This window comes from Deinococcus terrestris (genome assembly GCF_009377345.1).
Lineage (GTDB): Bacteria > Deinococcota > Deinococci > Deinococcales > Deinococcaceae > Deinococcus > Deinococcus terrestris.
The window spans coordinates 745,004-760,958 of the sequence record NZ_WBSL01000001.1 but is presented as its reverse complement, the minus strand read 5'-3'; the positions used below and the strand labels follow the sequence as shown (position 1 = coordinate 760,958).

Genomic DNA, 15,955 nt, shown 5'->3' with positions numbered 1-15,955 from the left:
GGGAGGGCAGGGCCGTGCTTTCGGTCGCGGAAGTCTGGCTGGCGGACGATCTGGCCGCGCTAGGCCACGATCCCCGGCCCAGTCTTCAGGCCGATCTGTACCGCTGTGCGAGGGAGACGGGCTGGACTCCGGGACACCTGAGCAACGAGCCTCAGCCCTACGTCCTCCACGGGACCGTGGACTGGCAGGAGCGCCGCACCGGGGCGCAGGTGCGGATGCGGGTCAGTGGGGTGGCTCCTGTGCTCGGCTTCGTCCCGGTCCTTCCGGTGCCCTATGCCTGGGAGTCGCCCTATCTGGACCAGCCCCCGCTGACGGCGTGGTGGCAGCGGGCGGGGTGGCTGGTGCCCGACCCGTCCTGGCTGAACGCCACGTTCGCCGCCGCAGACCTCAGGGGCCTACCCCCAGCCACGGCGCGGGAACTGCGGCAGTGGCCGAACCTGTCGCGTGGGGACGCCCTCTTTTTCGAATGGTAGCTAAGCGTTCAACCTGACCTCCGCAACCCGCGCCAGCATCCGGAACATGCCGAAGAGGTGCAGCGCGTCCCCGCTTTCCCAGGCCACCGTCTCGGCGTTCACCCGCGTGACGCCGGGCACCCGCTCACACTGATCGGCGCGGGCCTGATGGTCGAAGCGCAACTCGGTGCGGGCAGGCCACTGAGTCGTATAGGGCGTGGCCTGTGCGGCAGCGCGCACCGCCCGCTCGGCCCCCTCCCGGATGCGGTCGCGGGCGTCCTGGGGGTGGAGGTGGACAGCCGCGTAGGTGCTCAGCCCCTCCTTAACGGGGACAGTGACCACCTGTTCGCCCAGTTCCGCCGTGATCTCGGTCAGGGCCACATCGTCCCCGGCGGCAAACACCACAGGCACCCCATAGTGTCCGGCGACCAGCGCGTTGAGGCCGTACTCACCCGTGGAGCGGCCATTCACCCGCACGTCCCGAATAAAGCCGTTCCAGGTGTGCGCCAGCGGCCCGCGCACGCTGCCCGCCCGCGCGTGGTAGCCCACGAAGAGGAGCGCCCCCACCCCCTCCTCCTGCACGCCTTGGACCATGCTCAGCGGTTTGTCGTTCCCAGTCGTGAAGCGCACCCCGCGTGGCAGCAGCTCGGGCAGAAGGTTGCGCATCGTGTCGTGCGAGTCGTTGATCAGGACGCCCGTAGCCCCGGCTGCGAGCGCCCCTTCCGCTGCCGCCGCCGCCTCCAGCGTCATCTGGGTGCGGGCGGCCTGATACTCGGTCCCGTTCACCAGACCGCCGAACTCGGGTGGGCTGACCTGCACCCAGCTCGCCACCCCGCACACGCCCTCCATATCCACGCTGATCACGACGTTCATGCCGGGCAGCGTAGCGTGCCGGGGGTTCCCGGCGGCCCGGCGGCCGTGTGCTAGCCTCTTCCGTTATGAGCCGAGTCGCCCTGAAATCCGCCCGCGAGATCGAAGCCATGCGCCGTGCGGGGGCGCTCGTCGCCGAAACCTTCCGGGTGTTGGAGCCGCATGTCAAACCCGGCGCGACCCTGGCCGACCTTGACCGCCTCGCGGAAGAGCACATCCGAAAGGCCGGGGCCACGCCCGCCTACCTGGGATACGGTCCCAAGTCCAACCCCTTTCCGGCGACCATCTGTGCCTCAGTCAATGAGGTGATCTGCCACGGCATCCCCGGCCCGCGCGAGTTGCAGGAGGGTGACATCATCGGGGTGGACGTCGGCGTGTACATGAACGGCGTGTACGGCGACGCCTGCTACACCTACACGGTGGGACAGGTGCGCCCCGAGGTGCAGGCGCTGGTGGACACCACCCGTGAGTGCCTCGCTGCCGGGCTGGAGCAGGTGCGGCCGGGGGGGCGCACGGGTGACATCGGCCACGCGATCCAGACCCTCGCCGAGTCGCGCGGCTTCGGGGTGGTCCGCGAGTACACCGGACACGGCATCGGCAAGCGGCTGCACGAGGAACCCACCATCTACCACCACGGGGCGCGGTACACCGGCCTCAAGGTGCAGCCCGGCATGGTCTTCACGGTCGAGCCGATGATCAACCTGGGGCGCCCAGAGACGCGCCTGCTGCCCGACGGCTGGACCGTCATCACCGCCGACAAGCAGCCCAGCGCCCAGTTCGAGCACACGGTGGTCGTGACGGCGAAGGGACATGAGATTCTGACGCTGTAGGCGGATGGGACAGGGGGAGCCGCGCGGTATTGCCAGCGGCTCCCCCTCTGTTGTAGCTCTCAGCCCGCCGCTCTCAGTGCCCCATCCAGCGCCGCGAGCATCTCGTCCACTTCCGCGTCCGTGATGCTCAGCGGTGGTCCCAGCAGCAGGTGATCGCCGCGCGTGCCGTCCACCGCCCCCGTACCCGGATAGGTGATCAGCCCGCGCTCCCACGCCGCCGCCGCCACCCGCCCGGCGAGGCCCGGCGCCGCGCAAGCCTCGCCCGTCCGCGGGTCGCCCAGCACCACGCCCAGCAGCAGGCCGTGCCCGCGTACCTCCAGCACGGCGGGATGACGGCTCTGGAGGTCCCGCAGCCCGGCCAGCAACCGCTCGCCCTGCCCCCGCGCCCGCCCCGGCAGCTCCTCGCGTTCCACGATCTCCAGCACGCTCAGGCCCGCCGCCACGCTGACCGGGTGCCCGGCGTAGGTAAAGCCGTGCTGGAAGGCGCCTGACCCCTCCATTACCGTGCGGTATATCTCCGGCGAGGCGGCCAGCCCGGCCAGCGGCGCGTATCCGGCGGCCAGGCCCTTGCCCAGCACCACGATGTCGGGGGTCACGTCCCCCCCCAGCCGCACGGCCAGCGGCGCCCCGCAGCGGCCCATTCCGCTCATGACCTCGTCTGCGATGAAGAGGACGCCGTACTCGCGGCAAATCTCCGCGATGCGGGCGTGATACCCCGGATTGGGGGCGAGCGCCGCGTCCGACGCGCCCACGACCGGCTCGCAGAGGAAGGCGGCGACCGTGTCCGGCCCGGCCTCCTCCAGCACCGCCCGCAGCCGTTCGGCGTCTTCCTCACCGGAAAGCCTCGGGTCGGGTTTGGGCATCTTGGGCCACGCCGCCTCGTTCATCAGCGGGGCGTACATGGCCCGCCGCGCTCCCATTCCCGACGCCGCGAGCGCCCCCAGCGAGGCGCCGTGGTAGCTGGGCACCCGCGTGATGACCTTGTACCGCTCCGGCTCGCCGCGCTCCACGTGGTACTGCCGCGCCAGCTTGATCGCGCTCTCGTTCGCCTCCGAGCCGCCCGACACCGCCCAGAAGCGGAAGCCGGGCAGCCCCAGAAAGGCGGTCAGCCGCGCCGCGTACTCCTCCAGCACGTCCGACGTGAACTGCGAGCCGTGGACAAAGGGCAGCGTGCGGGCCTGCCGCGCCATCGCCTCGGCGACCTCCGCCCGTCCGTGCCCGATGTTCGCCACCAGCGCCCCCGAGGAACCGTCCAGCCAGCGCCGCCCGGCCCCGTCGTACAGGTACACCCCCTCCCCGCGCACGGCGGTCGGATAGGGCTTGCGCGAACGGTAGAAGACGCTGGAGTCAGTCACAGGAAGGAAGCCTTTCGGGAGTCAGGAGTCGAAGTGGGGAGGCAGGGCCAGCCACGCGGGGAGGGGAGGCGCCCCCTCCACCTCCAGCGCCCGCAGGAGCAGGCGGCAGGGGGCGCGGTGCGGGCCGAGGTCGGGAAAGGGCAACGTCTGGGCATAGGCGGCCCGGAAAGCCTGGGCACCCGCCGCGTCCAGTAGCACTTCCCACAGGCACAGGTCCAGTTCAGGCGGCGCGAAAGCTGACGCCTCCACATCCACCAGGGCGAAGGGTTGCCCGCCTCGCCACACGAACTGCGAGCCGTTCCAGTCCAGCAGCATCGGCACGGCGCGGGTGGGGGAGGGGGCCGCCGCGAACGCTGCTTCCACGTCCGGCCAGTGGTCCGCCCAGGCGTCCGGCCCGAAGTGGGAGGCCACCCCGCGCACCATCTCCAGAGCATGGGGATAGAAGTCGGCCAGCGGCTGCGACGGCTGACCCGTCACCGGGCCGAAACCGTCCGCCGCCTGAGCGTGAACCCGCGCCACCCGCCGCCCCAGCTCCGCCGCGTCCGCCTCCCGCAAGTCCCGCGCAGGCTCACCGGGAACGAAAGCGACCCGCAGCGCCGGGCCGCCCCGGAAGTCGGTGAAGCCCAGCACCTCCGGCACCTCCCAGGCCCCCAGCCCCCGCCAGAAGCGGTAGGCGTCGGCGGTGACGTGCAGGTCGCGGGGGTCCACCCCGAACAGGCGCGAGAGCCCCAGCATGAACGCACTCACGTCGGGCGAGGTCCACCACGAGCGCCGCAGGATCACCGGCCCATCCGCCGACTCCACCCGCCACACGTGCGAGGCGCGGCTGGAGTCTCCGGCGTTGAGTTCGGTGACGGCGAGGTCGGCGTCTACCACGTGTCCCCGCCCCCCGGAGGCGGCCACGCCCCCAGCGCCTGCCGCACCGTGACGACCTGCCCGAAGTGGTGCGCCGTGTGCAGGGCGAAGTCGGCCAGCAGTTCCCCGATGGTCTCGTCGTGGTTGACCGGGTTGGCGAGGTCCGGGCGGGCCGTGTGGGTGTCCACCCGTGCGAGCAGCTCGTAGAACTCGGCCTTGACACGCGGCCAGTCCTGCGGGGTCACGGCGGGCCAGGTGTCGGCGGCGTGGGCAGGATAGGGCAGCGCCTGCCCCATCTCGATGATGTCCAGCATCCAGCGGTTCCACCAGTTCACGTGCGCGACCAGTTCGGCCACCGAATGCGGCAGCCCCTCCGGGCGGCGGGCGGCGGTGTCGGCGTCCAGGCCGCTCAGGGCCGCCTCCACGCCCACGAACGCCTGCCCGCCCCGGAACAGCTTGGGCAGCAGCCGGGCGAAGGCGAGCTGGGCACGCTCGTTGCGGTCGGGTTGGGTGTCGGTCATGGGGTCAGTCTCGCAGACGGGGAGGCGGGGTAGCCTGCTCCGGATGGACGAACTCCGAATCAAGGCGGCGAGCGAACTGGGCGTGAGCGTCCAGAGCCTGTCCGACGTCTCCCACCTGATCGGCGCTGCCTGGGGTCTGGGCGGTCTGATCCTGACTGAGGCGGACCTCGGCCCGGAGTTTTTCCAGCTTCGCAGCGGACTGGCGGGCGAACTCTTCCAGAAGCTGACCAATTACGGCATCCGCACGGCGCTGATCCTGTCAGACTTCGCGGCCCACGGCGAACGCTTTGCCGAACTCGCCCACGAGCACGCCCGTCATCCCCTCATCCGCTTCGTGAGGACCGAGGCCGAGGCATTGGCGTGGCTGGGGGCCAGCGCCTCGCCCTAGCCTCAGTACTTCTGCGCCACCGTCTTCGTCTGCACAAACCAGAAGAGGTAGTCCGGCCCGCCCACCTTCGCGTTCGTGCCGCTCATGCCGTAGCCGCCGAAGGCGTGGGTGCCGCTCAAGGCCCCGGTGCACTTGCGGTTCACGTACAGGTTGCCGACGTGGATGCGCCGCCGCGCTTCCTCGATCTTGCGCGGATCGCGGCTGTAGAAGGCGGCGGTCAGGCCGTATTCCGAGTCGTTCGCCAGCGCGATGGCGTGTTCCCAGTCGCGGGCCTTCGTGAAGCTGAGGACCGGGCCGAAGATCTCCTCCTGAAAAAGGGGGTCTTTCGGGTCCACGTCCGCGAAGATGGTGGGCTGCACGTAGCCACCCTCGGCCTCGCCCATCTCAGCCCGTTCGCCGCCCAGCACCAGGCGGGCGGTCTGCTTGCCGCGCTCGATATAGCCCATGATTCGCTCGGCGCTCCCCGCGTGGATCACTGGCCCTATCGCCCCGTTCTCCTCCGGCGAGCCGACCTTCAGCTCCCCCGCCAGCCGCACGACCTTCTCCAGCAGCTCGTCGTACACGCTCTCTTCCGCGATCACCCGGCTGCACGCGGAGCACTTCTGCCCGGCGTACCCGAAGGCCGACTGCACGATGCCCAGCGCCGCCGCGTCGATGTCGCCGTCGGCGCAGACCACCGTCGGGTCCTTGCCGCCCATCTCCGCGATCACGCGCTTGAGCCAGCGCTGCCCCGGCTGCACCTTCGCCGCCCGCTCGTAGATGCGGCAGCCGATCTCCTTGGAGCCGGTGAACGCGATCATGCGGACGTCCCTGTGGTCCACGAGGGAATCGCCCAGCACTTCGTCCGTCCCGGTCAGGAACTGGATGACGCCCCGCGGCAAGCCCGCCTCGTACAGCAGTTCGACCATCAACAGGCTAGACAGTGGCGTTTCCGACGCGGGTTTCCAGATCACGGTATTCCCCGCCGCGATAGCCCCCAGACTCATGCCCAGCGGGATCGCCGCCGGAAAGTTCCACGGGCTGATGGTCACGACCACGCCCAGCGGTTCGTAGACGGTCGTGACGTGCTCGTCGGGCATCGGGTAGACGGCATTCCCCTGCGCCCACTTCAGCGTCTCGCGGGCAAAGACCTCAAAGTGGTCCACGCACTCGGCCACCTCGCCGTCGGCCTCGGCCCAGTTCTTGCCGTTTTCCAGGCCCATCACGGCGTTGAACTCCATCCTCCGCGCCCGCAACAGCTCGGCTGCCCGCTTGAAGATGGTCGCCCGCTGGAGGGGGTCCGAAAAGCGCCAGTCCTCAAACGCCTCTCCAGCGCAGCGAATCGCCTCCTCGCGCTGCTCGGGGGTCGCCTTCGGAAAGCGCCACACCACCTCGCGGGTGTCGGCCGGGTTGCGGACCTCAAAGGTGCCCTCGCCTTCCACCGCCCGCCCGCCGATGTAGAGCGGGAACTCCCGGCCGACGTACTTCTCCCGCACCGCGCGGTAGGCCGCCCGCTGCCGCTCGGCCACCTCCGGCTGACCGAAGGCGAAATACGGCTCGTGTTCAAAGGGGAGGAAGCCCTCCAGCAGCGTGTTCGTCATGGTCCTGCCTCCTTGGGTATGAAGGCGAGCCTAACACGCCCTCCGGGGGGGCACAAACCCGCTGTCAGTCGGCAAAAAAGGCCCCGGAAGTGGCTCCTCGTATGGTCCTCCGGGACGAGGCGACCTGGCAAGTGAAAGGTGGTCGCCCTCACCAAAAGGACAGGACCCCAGGCCACCCCGGAGTCCTGCGTGATGAGGGCGGAGAGGTCAGGCGGGCTGCTGCCGGGCCGCCCTCGCCTCGTCCGCGAGCTGGCGGCGCAGTACCTTGCCCACCGCCGTCTTGGGGAGTTCGGCGCGGAACTCCACGCTGCGGGGCGCCTTGTAGGCGCTGAGTTCGCGGCGGCAGTGGGCGATGATGTCGGCCTCGGTCGCCTGCTGCCCCGGCTTGAGGACCACGACCGCGTGCACGCTCTCGCCCCGGTACTCGTCGGGCACGCCCACGGCGGCGGCTTCCAGCACGGCGGGGTGCATGGTCAGCACTTCCTCCACCTCACGCGGATAGACGTTGAAGCCTCCCGCGATAATCAGGTCCTTCTTGCGGTCCACGATGCGGAAGTACCCATCGTCGTCCATAACCGCCATGTCGCCCGTCAGCAGCCAGGTCTGGCCCTGCCACTCGCGCAGCACCTTGGCCGTCTCGTCGGGGCGGTTGTAATACCCCTTCATCACCATCGGGCCGGACACCCACAGTTCGCCCACCTCGCCGGTCGGCACGGGCTGGCCGTCCTCGCCCATGACCACGGCGTCCACGCCGGGGAATGGCAGGCCGATGCTGCCCTCGCGCTGGTCCCCGAAGATCGGGTTGGTGTGCGTGATGGGGCTGGCCTCGGTCAGCCCGTAGCCCTCCACCAGATTGGCGCCCCCGGTGATCTGCCGGAACTGCCGCGCCGTTTCCAGCAGCAGCGGCGCCGACCCGCTGATGCAGGCGCGGATGGTGGTCAGGTCGTGCTTCGGGGTGTCGGGGTGGTGGTTGATCGCGTTGTACAGGGTGGGCACACCGGGAAAGAGGGTCGCCCCGCTCGCGTCGATCTGGCCCAGCACCATCTTGATGTCCCGCGCATTGGGCACCAGCACAATGGTCGCCCCGATCAAGAGGCTGAGGTTCATCGCCACCGTCATCCCGTAAACGTGGAAAAAGGGGATGGCGGCCAGCGTGACCTCCTGCCCGTCTTTCAGGTCGGTCATCCACGCGCGGGCCTGCTCGGCGTTCGCCACGAGGTTGCGGTGGGTCAGCATCGCGCCCTTGGGGACGCCGGTCGTGCCGCCCGTGTATTGCAGCAGGGCCACGTCGTCCGGGCGCAGGACCACGGGCTCCGGCGTGCCGTCCTGCCGCACGAGCTGCGTCATGGAGTACACCGACCCCCCGGCCTTCACGCCCACCCAGGTTCCCTCGCGGCGGGCCTTGAGCGGATACAGCACGTTTTTGGGGAAGGGCAGCGCGTCCTGAATCCCGGTCACGATCACCCGTTGCACCGGGACCGTTCCGGCGATCTCCTCGTAGCGCGGGTAAAAGGCGTCGAGCAGGATCAGCGTCTCACTGCCGCTGTCCTGAAGCTGGTGCTGCAATTCGTGCGGGGTGTACAGCGGGCTGGTGTTGACCACCGTGGCCCCGGCCAACAGCGCTCCGTAAAAGCCCACCACGAACTGCGGGCAGTTGGGCAGCATCAGGCTGACGCGCTCGCCGGGTTGCACCCCGATCTTTTGCAGCGCCGCCGCGAAGCTCAGGGCCTGCTGCCACAGCACCCGGTAGGTCGTCTTCGCGCCCAGAAAGGTCAGGGCGGTGCGGTCCGGGTACTGTTCCGCCGTCCGGCGGAGCAGGTCGGGCAGCGTGTCGTTGGTCGGCGTGAACTCGTGCGGCACACCTTCCTCGTAGTGGGACAGCCAGGGTCTCTCCATTGGGGTCATTCACGCTCCTCGCGCCCCCGCTGGGCCGCACCCGCCGCCTGGGAGTGGCGGCGGGCAGGGTGGGGGCGACTTGTCATTGAACTCAGTATAAGCACACCCCTTCGCCCGCGCTTCCCCTAGGGGGGCCGTGCCACACTGGGCCGCATGACACCGGGCCGCCCGACCGCCCCCCACCGCACCTACCTTCAGGAAGCCCTGGCCCTCGCGCGTGAGGCGCAGGCCTCGGGCAGCTCACCCGTCGGCGCCGTGCTGGTGGACGCAGGCGGCGAGATCATCGGCCGGGGCCGCAACCGCGTCGGGGAGGCCCAGACGCCCGAGCACGTGGGGGCCGCCAGCGTCGCCCACGCCGAGATGGACCTCTTTTTCGCGGCGGGGAAGCTGAGGGACCCCGAGACCCTGACCCTCTACACCAGTCTGGAACCCTGCCTGATGTGCGGAGGCGCTTCCGCCCTGCTGGGGGTCGGCCGGGTCGTGTGGGCCACCGACGACCCCTGGGGCGGCTCGGGCCGCTTGATCAAGTGGAGCGACCATCCCGCCATGCAGGAAACCCAGGTGCTGCCCTGCCCCGACCCCGAACTGGAGGCCGAGGGCGCCCGCCTCTTCGCGCCCGAGGCCAAACGCGCCTTTCCGGACGAGGGCTGGGCGCTGTGGCAGGAGCGTTACCCCGCTGAGACGGCGGACGTGGAATGACCCTGCTGGTGGTCGGCAGCGTGAATGCCGACCTGGCCGTGCGGGCGCCCCACATCCCCGCTCCCGGTGAGACGGTGCTGGGCGGCGACGTGCGCGTCTCGCCCGGCGGCAAGGGGGCGAATCAGGCGGTCGCGGCGGCGCTGGCCGGGGCACGGGTGACCCTGTGCGGAGCGGTGGGCCACGACCCCTTCCGCGAGGCGGCCCTGCGCGGCCTGACGCGGGCGGGGGTGGACCTGACCCGGCTGCACACGCTGGACACGCCTACCGGCCTCGCCCTGATCACGGTGGCGGAGGGCGGCGAGAACGCGATCACGGTGGCGAGTGGGGCCAATGCGCGGATGACGCCCGAGCAGCTGCCCGCCGACCTCACCCCCCACACCCACCTGCTGCTGCAAGGCGAACTGCCCGCCGGGGTCACCCGCGAGGCGGCGCGGCGGGGGCATGCGGCGGGCCTGGCCGTGCTCCTCAACGCGGCCCCCGCGCAGGCGCCCGACCCTGAGCTCCTCGCCCACGTCACCCATCTGCTCGTCAATGAAGCCGAGCTGGCCGCCCTCGCCCCCAGTGGGGGGGACGTGGAGGCGCAGGCCCGCGCCCTCCTCGCGTCCGGACCCCAGGCCGTGACCGTGACCCTGGGAGCGCGGGGCAGCCTGACGGTGACTGAGGACGAGACTTATGCCTTCCCCGCCCTGCCCGTCACGCCGGTGGACACCACCGGAGCGGGCGACACCTTCGCGGGCGTCCTGGCCGCCGAACTCGTCGCGGGCTCGCCCCTCCCCGAAGCGCTGCGGGCGGCGGGCGTGGCTGCTTCCCTGACCTGCACCCGCCCCGGAGCGCAGGACGCGATGCCCACGCGGGAGGAGATTCTGGCGGCCCTCCGGCGCTAGGCTGAGCCCACGATGCTCCGCTACCGCACCTTTACCGAGGCCGACTTCGAGGCCCTCGCCCAGCTCGACCTCACTGCCCAGCACGCGGCTGACCCCGCCTTCGATACCCTGCCGGAGCGCGAGCGCATGGGCCGCCTGAGCACCAGCCTCGCCGCCCTGAAGTTCTACGAGCGCAGCGAACATTCCTTCGTCGCGCAGGGCGCGGGCGCGGGCCTTGCCGGGGCTGTCCTTGCCCAGCACGTCTGGCAGGGGGACCGCCCTATCGTCCTGGTGCGCTCGCTGCTGCTCGCGCCGGACGCCTCAGGAGAGGCGGCTGGTGGCCTCCTGCACGCCGTCGTCAAGAGCGCCTATGACAGCGCCGTGTACGAGGTCCACTTTCCGGTCACCCCCGCGCTGGAGGGCGCCGCCCGGCAGGAGGAGGCGCACCTCGTCGGCGGGTACGGGGTCTGTCACCTCGGCACCCGCGCCGTGACCGCGCCCGGCACCCGATTGGGTGGGGCGGATGGGGGCGCGGCATAATGTCGGCCATGACCCTTAAGCCCACCCGCGTGCTGCTCGGCGTGCGCGGCCTGACCCGCGAGTCGGGCGAGCGCGTCGCCCAGCACCTCCGTTCCCTCCCCGGCGTCGCCCAGGCCACCCCCGACGAGGGCCAGATTGAAGTCCACTACGACCCCTCCCAGCACACCGTGATGGACCTCGTGCGGGCCGTGCGCTCGCAGGGGTTCCTGGCCGGGATGCTCTGAAGGCCCCGTGGCCCTCGGCTACGTCGGCGTCCTGACCGTCCGGGTGGAGATGCCCTGGGTCGGCAACCTCAAGGAAAAACGCGCCCTGGTGCGCCCGGTCGTCGAGCGCCTCAAGGCCCGTTACCCCCTCACCGTGGCCCGCCTCGACGGCCTCGACGCCCATGACTGGGAGGTGATCGGGGTCGCCACCCTCAGCAACGACTACGGCTGGGTCGAGGAAACCCTGCGGATGGCCGCCGACTTCATCGCCCGCGAGGGCGAGTACCGGGTCGCCTGGGAGGACACCGAGATCACCGTGCTGGGCGGCGAGGACGGGGAAGAGGAGTAGGTCGGGGGGTCTTTCTGTCGCCCACCGAACAACCAGAACGCCGGGCACTCGGAGGGGGAGGCCCGGCGTTCCCATTGATCAACGTCAGCGCTTCGCCTGATTGCCCAGCGCCGACTTCAGCGCGTCGAAGGCCTCGGGGCGGTCCAGCACGCGCCAGTTCATCACGCTGTCGCCGCTCAGCTCGGCGACCTGCCCCGCCGCGCAGTCGTAGGTGGCGTTTTGCTTGCGCACGACCGGCCACACGACCGCCGCCGCCCGCCCCGCGATGTCGCGCAGCGGCACCGGCCCGAAGAGGCGCGAGTCCTCGCTGCCGCCCGCCGTGCGGTTGTCGCCCATCACGAAGTAGTGGCCGTCCGGGACCGTGATCTCCTCGCGGTCAGGCACGATCCCGCCGATGCTGGAGGTCGCCTGGTTCGCCAGCGGGCTCTGGGTGTCCCAGCAGCCCTGCTCGCGCCAGTAGTCGGTGGTCCAGCCTTGGTCGAGGCGCACGCTGTTGACGAACACCTCGCCGTTCTCGATGCGGATGCGGTCGCCCGGCAGGCCGATCAGCCGCTTGATCAGAAAGGGGCGGTAGGTCCACAGGCCGAAGGGGCCGGGCCGGGTGAGGTCGGGGGCGCGGTCGGCGGCCTCGCGCGCGGGCTTGAAAATCAAGATGTCGCCCCGGCTGAAGTCACCCACGCCCGCCTTGTGCAGCCACGTCTCGTATTTGGGCACGAAGACCCGCTCGCGGTCGCGCAGGTTGGGCATCATGCTCACGCCGTCGACACCCACCAGCGTCGCCAGAAACTGGGTGATCACCACCGCGAAAACGATGGGTTCCAGCACTTCCTTCCACAGTTTGCCCAGCGGACCGCTTCCGGCCCCTTTCAGTCTTGTCATGCGGCTCCTTTAGGTCGGCGGGCAGACGGCGGAGGAAAAGCTGACAGGCCCTGCCCCGCGCCCGCGCCGCGGCCGTCCGCCGCGCAGGATAGCGGACCGGGGACCGGGGCGGCGGCCCCTATCCCCCTACCAGCGCCCGCACCCGCCCCAGCTCGGCCCGCGCCGCCGCCTCGCCCGCCCCTATGGCCTCGGCTCCCCGGCGAAAGGACGGCAGGTCGATGTCCCCGAGGTCGGGGCGCAGCAGCACGTCCGGGCGGTAGAGGCTCAGCCGGGCGTCGGTCAGTTGCGCCTGCATGATGTCCACTGCCCGCCGCAGCGAGCGCACCGTCCCCAGATGGGTCTCCGAGCGCCAGCGCCGCCGACCCCCAGGCAGCTCCAGCGGCTCGGCGGCCGTGACATCCACGGCCACGACCCGCTGCACGCCCAGAAAAAACGCCGCGTCCACCGGCACCTGGTTCAGAATCCCGCCGTCAGCCAGCAGCATGTCGCCGTACGGCACCGGGTCGATGGCCCCTGGATAGGCCGTGGTCGCCCGCAGCGCCGCGTACAGGTCGCCGCCCCGCAGGTACACCATGCGCCCGGTCAGCACGTCTGTCGCGGTGACGGCCAGCGGACGCTCCAGCGCCTCGAAGGTGGGGGGCAGGTGACCGGCCAGCCACGCCTCGAACGCGGACGCCCGCAGCAGTCCCCTCCCCAGACGCCAGTCGAGCAGCCGCCGCCACGACACCGTTTCCGAGATGCGCTGCAACTCGTCCGCCTTCACCCCCGCCGCGATAAAGGCTGCGACCAGCCCGCCCATCGAGGTGCCCGCCAGCACCTGCGGCGGCAGCCCGGCTTCTTCCAGCACGCGCCACACGCCGACATGCGCCAGACCGCGTGCGCCCCCGCCCCCCAAGACCAGTCCATACCCCGGCATGGGGGGATTGTAGGGGGCTGCACGTTCAGCGGTGGGTGAGGTACCGTGGAGGCAGGATGCCGCTGGCAGGACAGGTCGTGGGAGAGGGGGTGCGCCTCGTGCGTCCCCTGGGGCGCGGCTCTCACAGCGTGGTGTACTTCGCAGTTGATGCCGAAGGGCAGCCCCGCGCGGTCAAGATTTTCGAGCCGCACTTCGCCGCGCACGCCGAGCGCGAGCTGGCGCATGGGGCGGGCCTCGATCACCCCCGGCTGGTGCAGGTGCTGGCCCCCGTCACCGTGGAGGGCCGCCCGGCCCTGCTCCTGACCTATGCCCGTGGACAGGTGCTGTTTACCCGCTACGCCCACCGCCCCGCACTCACCTTTGATCGCCGGGCTTACCTGCTCACGCTGGCGCACCTGCTGGGTGCCCTGGGCCACCTGCACGAGCGGAGCGTGGTCCACCGCGACGTGAAGCCAGAGAACATCATCGCGGAGCCGGACGGCAGCGCAACCCTGCTGGACTTCGACCTCTCGGGTCCGGCGGGGGAGACCTTCGCCGCGCCCACCCGCATGGGCACCGCCGCCTTCCAGAGCCCCGAGTCGCGCCGGGGCGAACCGCTGGGGCCGGAAAGCGACCTCTACGGGGTCGGCATCCTGCTGGGCTGGGGCCTGCACGGGGCGCTGGGACCCCAGGGTGTGCCCCCACCCCCCGCCGCTGACCCCCTCGACCCGCTGCTCGCCGCCCTCACCGAGCCCGACCGCTCCCGCCGCCTGGGCGACGCGGCCGAGGCGCGGGAGTGGCTGCTTCGCCTGGCGGGGCTGCCGTACTGAGTCGCCAGCAAGAGCGCGTGGGCTCAGGCTGAACAGTTCAGCTCCCTGGTCCCTGGCGACTCACTTCTCCCAGACCCATCCGCCCGGCGCCGCCGCCACCCCCAGCGCCCGTGGCCCGGTGTGGACGTTGAGCACCGGGTTGACCCCCGCGAAGCCTGACCACACGACCGGATGCCGCCGCGCGATGGCCTCCAGCAGCGCGTCGGCGTCCTCGCGCACCGAGCCGTACAGCAGCCCGAGCCGCAGCGGGGTGCCCTCGCCGTGACGGGCGGTGACCTGCGCGGCGACGGCCTCGATGGCCCCCTTGTACGACCGCGCCCGGCCCACGTTGGTGTAGATCGCGGCCTCCTTGTCCACCGTGATGACGGGCTTGAGGTTCAGCAGCCCCCCCAGCGTGGCCTGCACGCGACCGATGCGCCCGCCCCGGCGCAGGTATTCCAGCGTCTCGATGGTGAAGTACAGCTCGGTTTCCTCGTGGGTGCGCCGCACCCAGTTCAGCGCCGTCTCCAGCGACTCGCCCCGCTCGGCGGCCGTGACCGCCGCGTGCACCTGAAAAGCCTGCGCCGCGCTGAGGGTCCGGGTGTCATGGATGGTGACGGGCACCTCCGGCATCAGCGCGAGCGCCTGCTCGGCGGCGTTGCGGCTGCCCGACAGCCCCGCGCTGATGGTGAGGGCCAGCACCGGGAGGCCGCCTGCCCCCGCCGCCCGGTAGGCTGAAGCCCAGTCCTGCGGCGTGGGCTGGCTGGAGGTCGGGTGCGCCGGGTTGGTCTGAAGTTCCTGGAACAACCACTCCCGCGTGATCTCGCCCATGCGGTAGCTCCTGTCCCCGAAGTTGAGGCTAAAAGGGGCGACGGGGACGGCGTTGTGTAGTCCGGCGAAGGCGTCGAGGCCACCGTCCGTGACGACGGCAAACTTGGGATTCTGGGTCATCGGATCTCCTTGTCGTTCATCTGCTCGACCAGCCTCAGGGCGGCGGTGTGGTCCTCCCCGGCCCCGACCACCGTCGCGGCGGCGCGGAAGAGGGCTTCTGCCTGCATCAGCACGGGCGCACTCGCCCCCGCCGCCCGCACCACATCGGCGGCGATTCCAGCGTCCTTCGCCAGCAGGCCAAGCTGAAAGGTCACTGGAAACTCTCGCGTCAGCACCCGCTGTCCGATCAGGTTCTCGGAAGCGTTGCTGCGGCCACTGCTCGCGTTGATGACCTCCAGCGCGGGGGCCACGTCCACCCCGGCCCGCGCCAGCGCCGCCAGCCCCTCGCCCGCCGCCCACAGGTTGACCGCCAGCAGCGCGTTGTTCACGGCCTTGACCGCGAATCCCGCACCCACGCCCCCCACATGGACGACCTTACCCGCGAAGGCGAGGTCGGCCCGGACCCCCTCCAGCGCCGCCGCGTCCCCGCCTACCATCACCGTGAGGGTCCCCGCCTGCGCCCCGGCGGTGCCGCCACTGACGGGCGCGTCGAGGAAAGTGACGCCCCGCTCCGAGAGCCGCGCCGATTGCCGCCGGGCCGCCTCGGGGTGCCCGCTCGTGCAGTCCACCCAGACGGTGCCGGGGCGCAGCCCGCCCTCCAGCCCGGTCAGCACCTCGTCCACCTCGCGGCTGGTCGGCAGGCAGGAGAAGATCACGTCGGCCTGTGCGGCATCCGGGAGGGTCACGGATTCGCTGCCGTGTTCGCGGGCGTGCGCGTCGGCCCTCGCGCCCGTGCGGTTCCATACCAGGGCACGGCCCCCGGTCTCGCGGGCATGCCGGGCGAGGTGGGCGGCCATCGGGGCTCCCATCGCGCCCAGGCCCAGAAATGCAGTGGTTCGGCTCATCGTTCCCAGGCTACGGTCTGCCTGCCGGGAGGGCAGGATTCCTGAACCGGGTCCAGAAAGCACTCCCGGCCAGAGGCTGTCTGGACACCTCTGCCTTCATGAAGTCCGGGTGGGGTGCCCCCTCATAGCCCCGCCT

At 71.0% G+C, this 15,955-nt stretch carries 19 protein-coding genes; 9 read left to right on the top strand and 10 right to left on the bottom strand.

Annotation, left to right across the window (positions count from 1 at the left end; all coding sequences use genetic code 11):
* Positions 1-14: 14 nt before the first annotated feature.
* Positions 15-473: a hypothetical protein gene (locus F8S09_RS03770; RefSeq protein WP_152869035.1), complete on the top strand. Its 459-nt coding sequence runs from the start codon at positions 15-17 to the stop codon at positions 471-473.
* Here the strand turns inward: F8S09_RS03770 and F8S09_RS03765 are convergent, their stop codons facing one another.
* Positions 474-1,325, bottom strand: coding sequence for a M55 family metallopeptidase (locus F8S09_RS03765; RefSeq protein WP_152869033.1), 852 nt, complete (start codon positions 1,323-1,325; stop codon positions 474-476).
* A gap of 65 nt (positions 1,326-1,390) precedes the next feature.
* Between F8S09_RS03765 and map the strand changes: the two genes are divergently transcribed.
* On the top strand, positions 1,391-2,152 hold the full coding sequence (map, locus tag F8S09_RS03760; protein ID WP_152869031.1) for a type I methionyl aminopeptidase: 762 nt from the start codon (positions 1,391-1,393) through the stop codon (positions 2,150-2,152).
* Positions 2,153-2,211: 59 nt separating this feature from the next.
* Here the strand turns inward: map and F8S09_RS03755 are convergent, their stop codons facing one another.
* The 3 genes from F8S09_RS03755 to F8S09_RS03740 are packed head-to-tail and all read right to left on the bottom strand — an operon-like array spanning position 2,212 to position 4,883.
* On the bottom strand, positions 2,212-3,507 hold the full coding sequence (locus F8S09_RS03755; protein WP_322618499.1) for an aminotransferase family protein: 1,296 nt from the start codon (positions 3,505-3,507) through the stop codon (positions 2,212-2,214).
* Positions 3,508-3,528: 21 nt separating this feature from the next.
* Positions 3,529-4,410, bottom strand: coding sequence for a phosphotransferase family protein (locus tag F8S09_RS03750; RefSeq protein WP_227978441.1), 882 nt, complete (start codon positions 4,408-4,410; stop codon positions 3,529-3,531).
* Positions 4,377-4,883 carry a DinB family protein gene (locus tag F8S09_RS03740; protein ID WP_152869028.1) on the bottom strand — a complete coding sequence of 169 codons (507 nt, stop codon included), beginning with the start codon at positions 4,881-4,883 and terminating at the stop codon, positions 4,377-4,379. Before F8S09_RS03740 ends, F8S09_RS03750 begins: the two co-directional genes overlap by 34 nt.
* 43 nt (positions 4,884-4,926) lie before the next feature.
* Here F8S09_RS03740 and F8S09_RS03735 point away from each other — a divergent pair, with 43 nt between their 5' ends.
* Positions 4,927-5,271, top strand: a complete 345-nt coding sequence (locus F8S09_RS03735; RefSeq protein WP_152869026.1) for a DUF4180 domain-containing protein — start codon at positions 4,927-4,929, stop codon at positions 5,269-5,271.
* A gap of 2 nt (positions 5,272-5,273) precedes the next feature.
* Here F8S09_RS03735 and F8S09_RS03730 read toward each other — a convergent pair whose 3' ends face one another.
* Positions 5,274-6,851 carry an L-glutamate gamma-semialdehyde dehydrogenase gene (locus tag F8S09_RS03730; RefSeq protein WP_152869024.1) on the bottom strand — a complete coding sequence of 526 codons (1,578 nt, stop codon included), beginning with the start codon at positions 6,849-6,851 and terminating at the stop codon, positions 5,274-5,276.
* A gap of 207 nt (positions 6,852-7,058) precedes the next feature.
* Positions 7,059-8,747, bottom strand: coding sequence for a long-chain-fatty-acid--CoA ligase (locus tag F8S09_RS03725; protein ID WP_152870060.1), 1,689 nt, complete (start codon positions 8,745-8,747; stop codon positions 7,059-7,061).
* Positions 8,748-8,900: 153 nt separating this feature from the next.
* Here F8S09_RS03725 and F8S09_RS03720 point away from each other — a divergent pair, with 153 nt between their 5' ends.
* The 5 genes from F8S09_RS03720 to F8S09_RS03700 are packed head-to-tail and all read left to right on the top strand — an operon-like array spanning position 8,901 to position 11,401.
* Positions 8,901-9,446 carry a nucleoside deaminase gene (locus tag F8S09_RS03720; RefSeq protein WP_152869022.1) on the top strand — a complete coding sequence of 182 codons (546 nt, stop codon included), beginning with the start codon at positions 8,901-8,903 and terminating at the stop codon, positions 9,444-9,446.
* Positions 9,443-10,330: a ribokinase gene (locus tag F8S09_RS03715; protein ID WP_152869020.1), complete on the top strand. Its 888-nt coding sequence runs from the start codon at positions 9,443-9,445 to the stop codon at positions 10,328-10,330. The genes F8S09_RS03720 and F8S09_RS03715 overlap by 4 nt, the downstream gene beginning before the upstream one ends.
* 12 nt (positions 10,331-10,342) lie before the next feature.
* Positions 10,343-10,849 (top strand): DUF1999 domain-containing protein, encoded by a 507-nt coding sequence (locus F8S09_RS03710; protein WP_152869018.1) that lies wholly within the window; start codon positions 10,343-10,345, stop codon positions 10,847-10,849.
* The gene (locus tag F8S09_RS03705) at positions 10,849-11,073 is read left to right on the top strand and encodes a heavy-metal-associated domain-containing protein (RefSeq protein ID WP_152869016.1); all 225 of its coding nucleotides are present in this window, start codon (positions 10,849-10,851) and stop codon (positions 11,071-11,073) included. Before F8S09_RS03710 ends, F8S09_RS03705 begins: the two co-directional genes overlap by 1 nt.
* Before the next feature lie 7 nt (positions 11,074-11,080).
* Positions 11,081-11,401 carry a DUF503 domain-containing protein gene (locus F8S09_RS03700; RefSeq protein WP_322618498.1) on the top strand — a complete coding sequence of 107 codons (321 nt, stop codon included), beginning with the start codon at positions 11,081-11,083 and terminating at the stop codon, positions 11,399-11,401.
* Positions 11,402-11,485: 84 nt separating this feature from the next.
* Here F8S09_RS03700 and lepB read toward each other — a convergent pair whose 3' ends face one another.
* Positions 11,486-12,280: a signal peptidase I gene (gene lepB, locus F8S09_RS03695; protein WP_152869014.1), complete on the bottom strand. Its 795-nt coding sequence runs from the start codon at positions 12,278-12,280 to the stop codon at positions 11,486-11,488.
* A 118-nt stretch (positions 12,281-12,398) separates the two neighbouring features.
* Positions 12,399-13,196: a patatin-like phospholipase family protein gene (locus F8S09_RS03690; protein WP_152869012.1), complete on the bottom strand. Its 798-nt coding sequence runs from the start codon at positions 13,194-13,196 to the stop codon at positions 12,399-12,401.
* Between the two features lie 56 nt (positions 13,197-13,252).
* Between F8S09_RS03690 and F8S09_RS03685 the strand changes: the two genes are divergently transcribed.
* Positions 13,253-14,005 (top strand): serine/threonine-protein kinase, encoded by a 753-nt coding sequence (locus F8S09_RS03685; protein ID WP_152869009.1) that lies wholly within the window; start codon positions 13,253-13,255, stop codon positions 14,003-14,005.
* A 60-nt stretch (positions 14,006-14,065) separates the two neighbouring features.
* Here the strand turns inward: F8S09_RS03685 and F8S09_RS03680 are convergent, their stop codons facing one another.
* Both F8S09_RS03680 and F8S09_RS03675 read right to left on the bottom strand, forming a co-directional pair.
* Complete coding sequence (locus F8S09_RS03680) at positions 14,066-14,935, bottom strand: DegV family protein (protein ID WP_152869008.1); 870 nt, start codon at positions 14,933-14,935, stop codon at positions 14,066-14,068.
* The gene (locus F8S09_RS03675) at positions 14,932-15,819 is read right to left on the bottom strand and encodes an NAD(P)-dependent oxidoreductase (protein WP_152869006.1); all 888 of its coding nucleotides are present in this window, start codon (positions 15,817-15,819) and stop codon (positions 14,932-14,934) included. Before F8S09_RS03675 ends, F8S09_RS03680 begins: the two co-directional genes overlap by 4 nt.
* Positions 15,820-15,955: the final 136 nt, after the last annotated feature.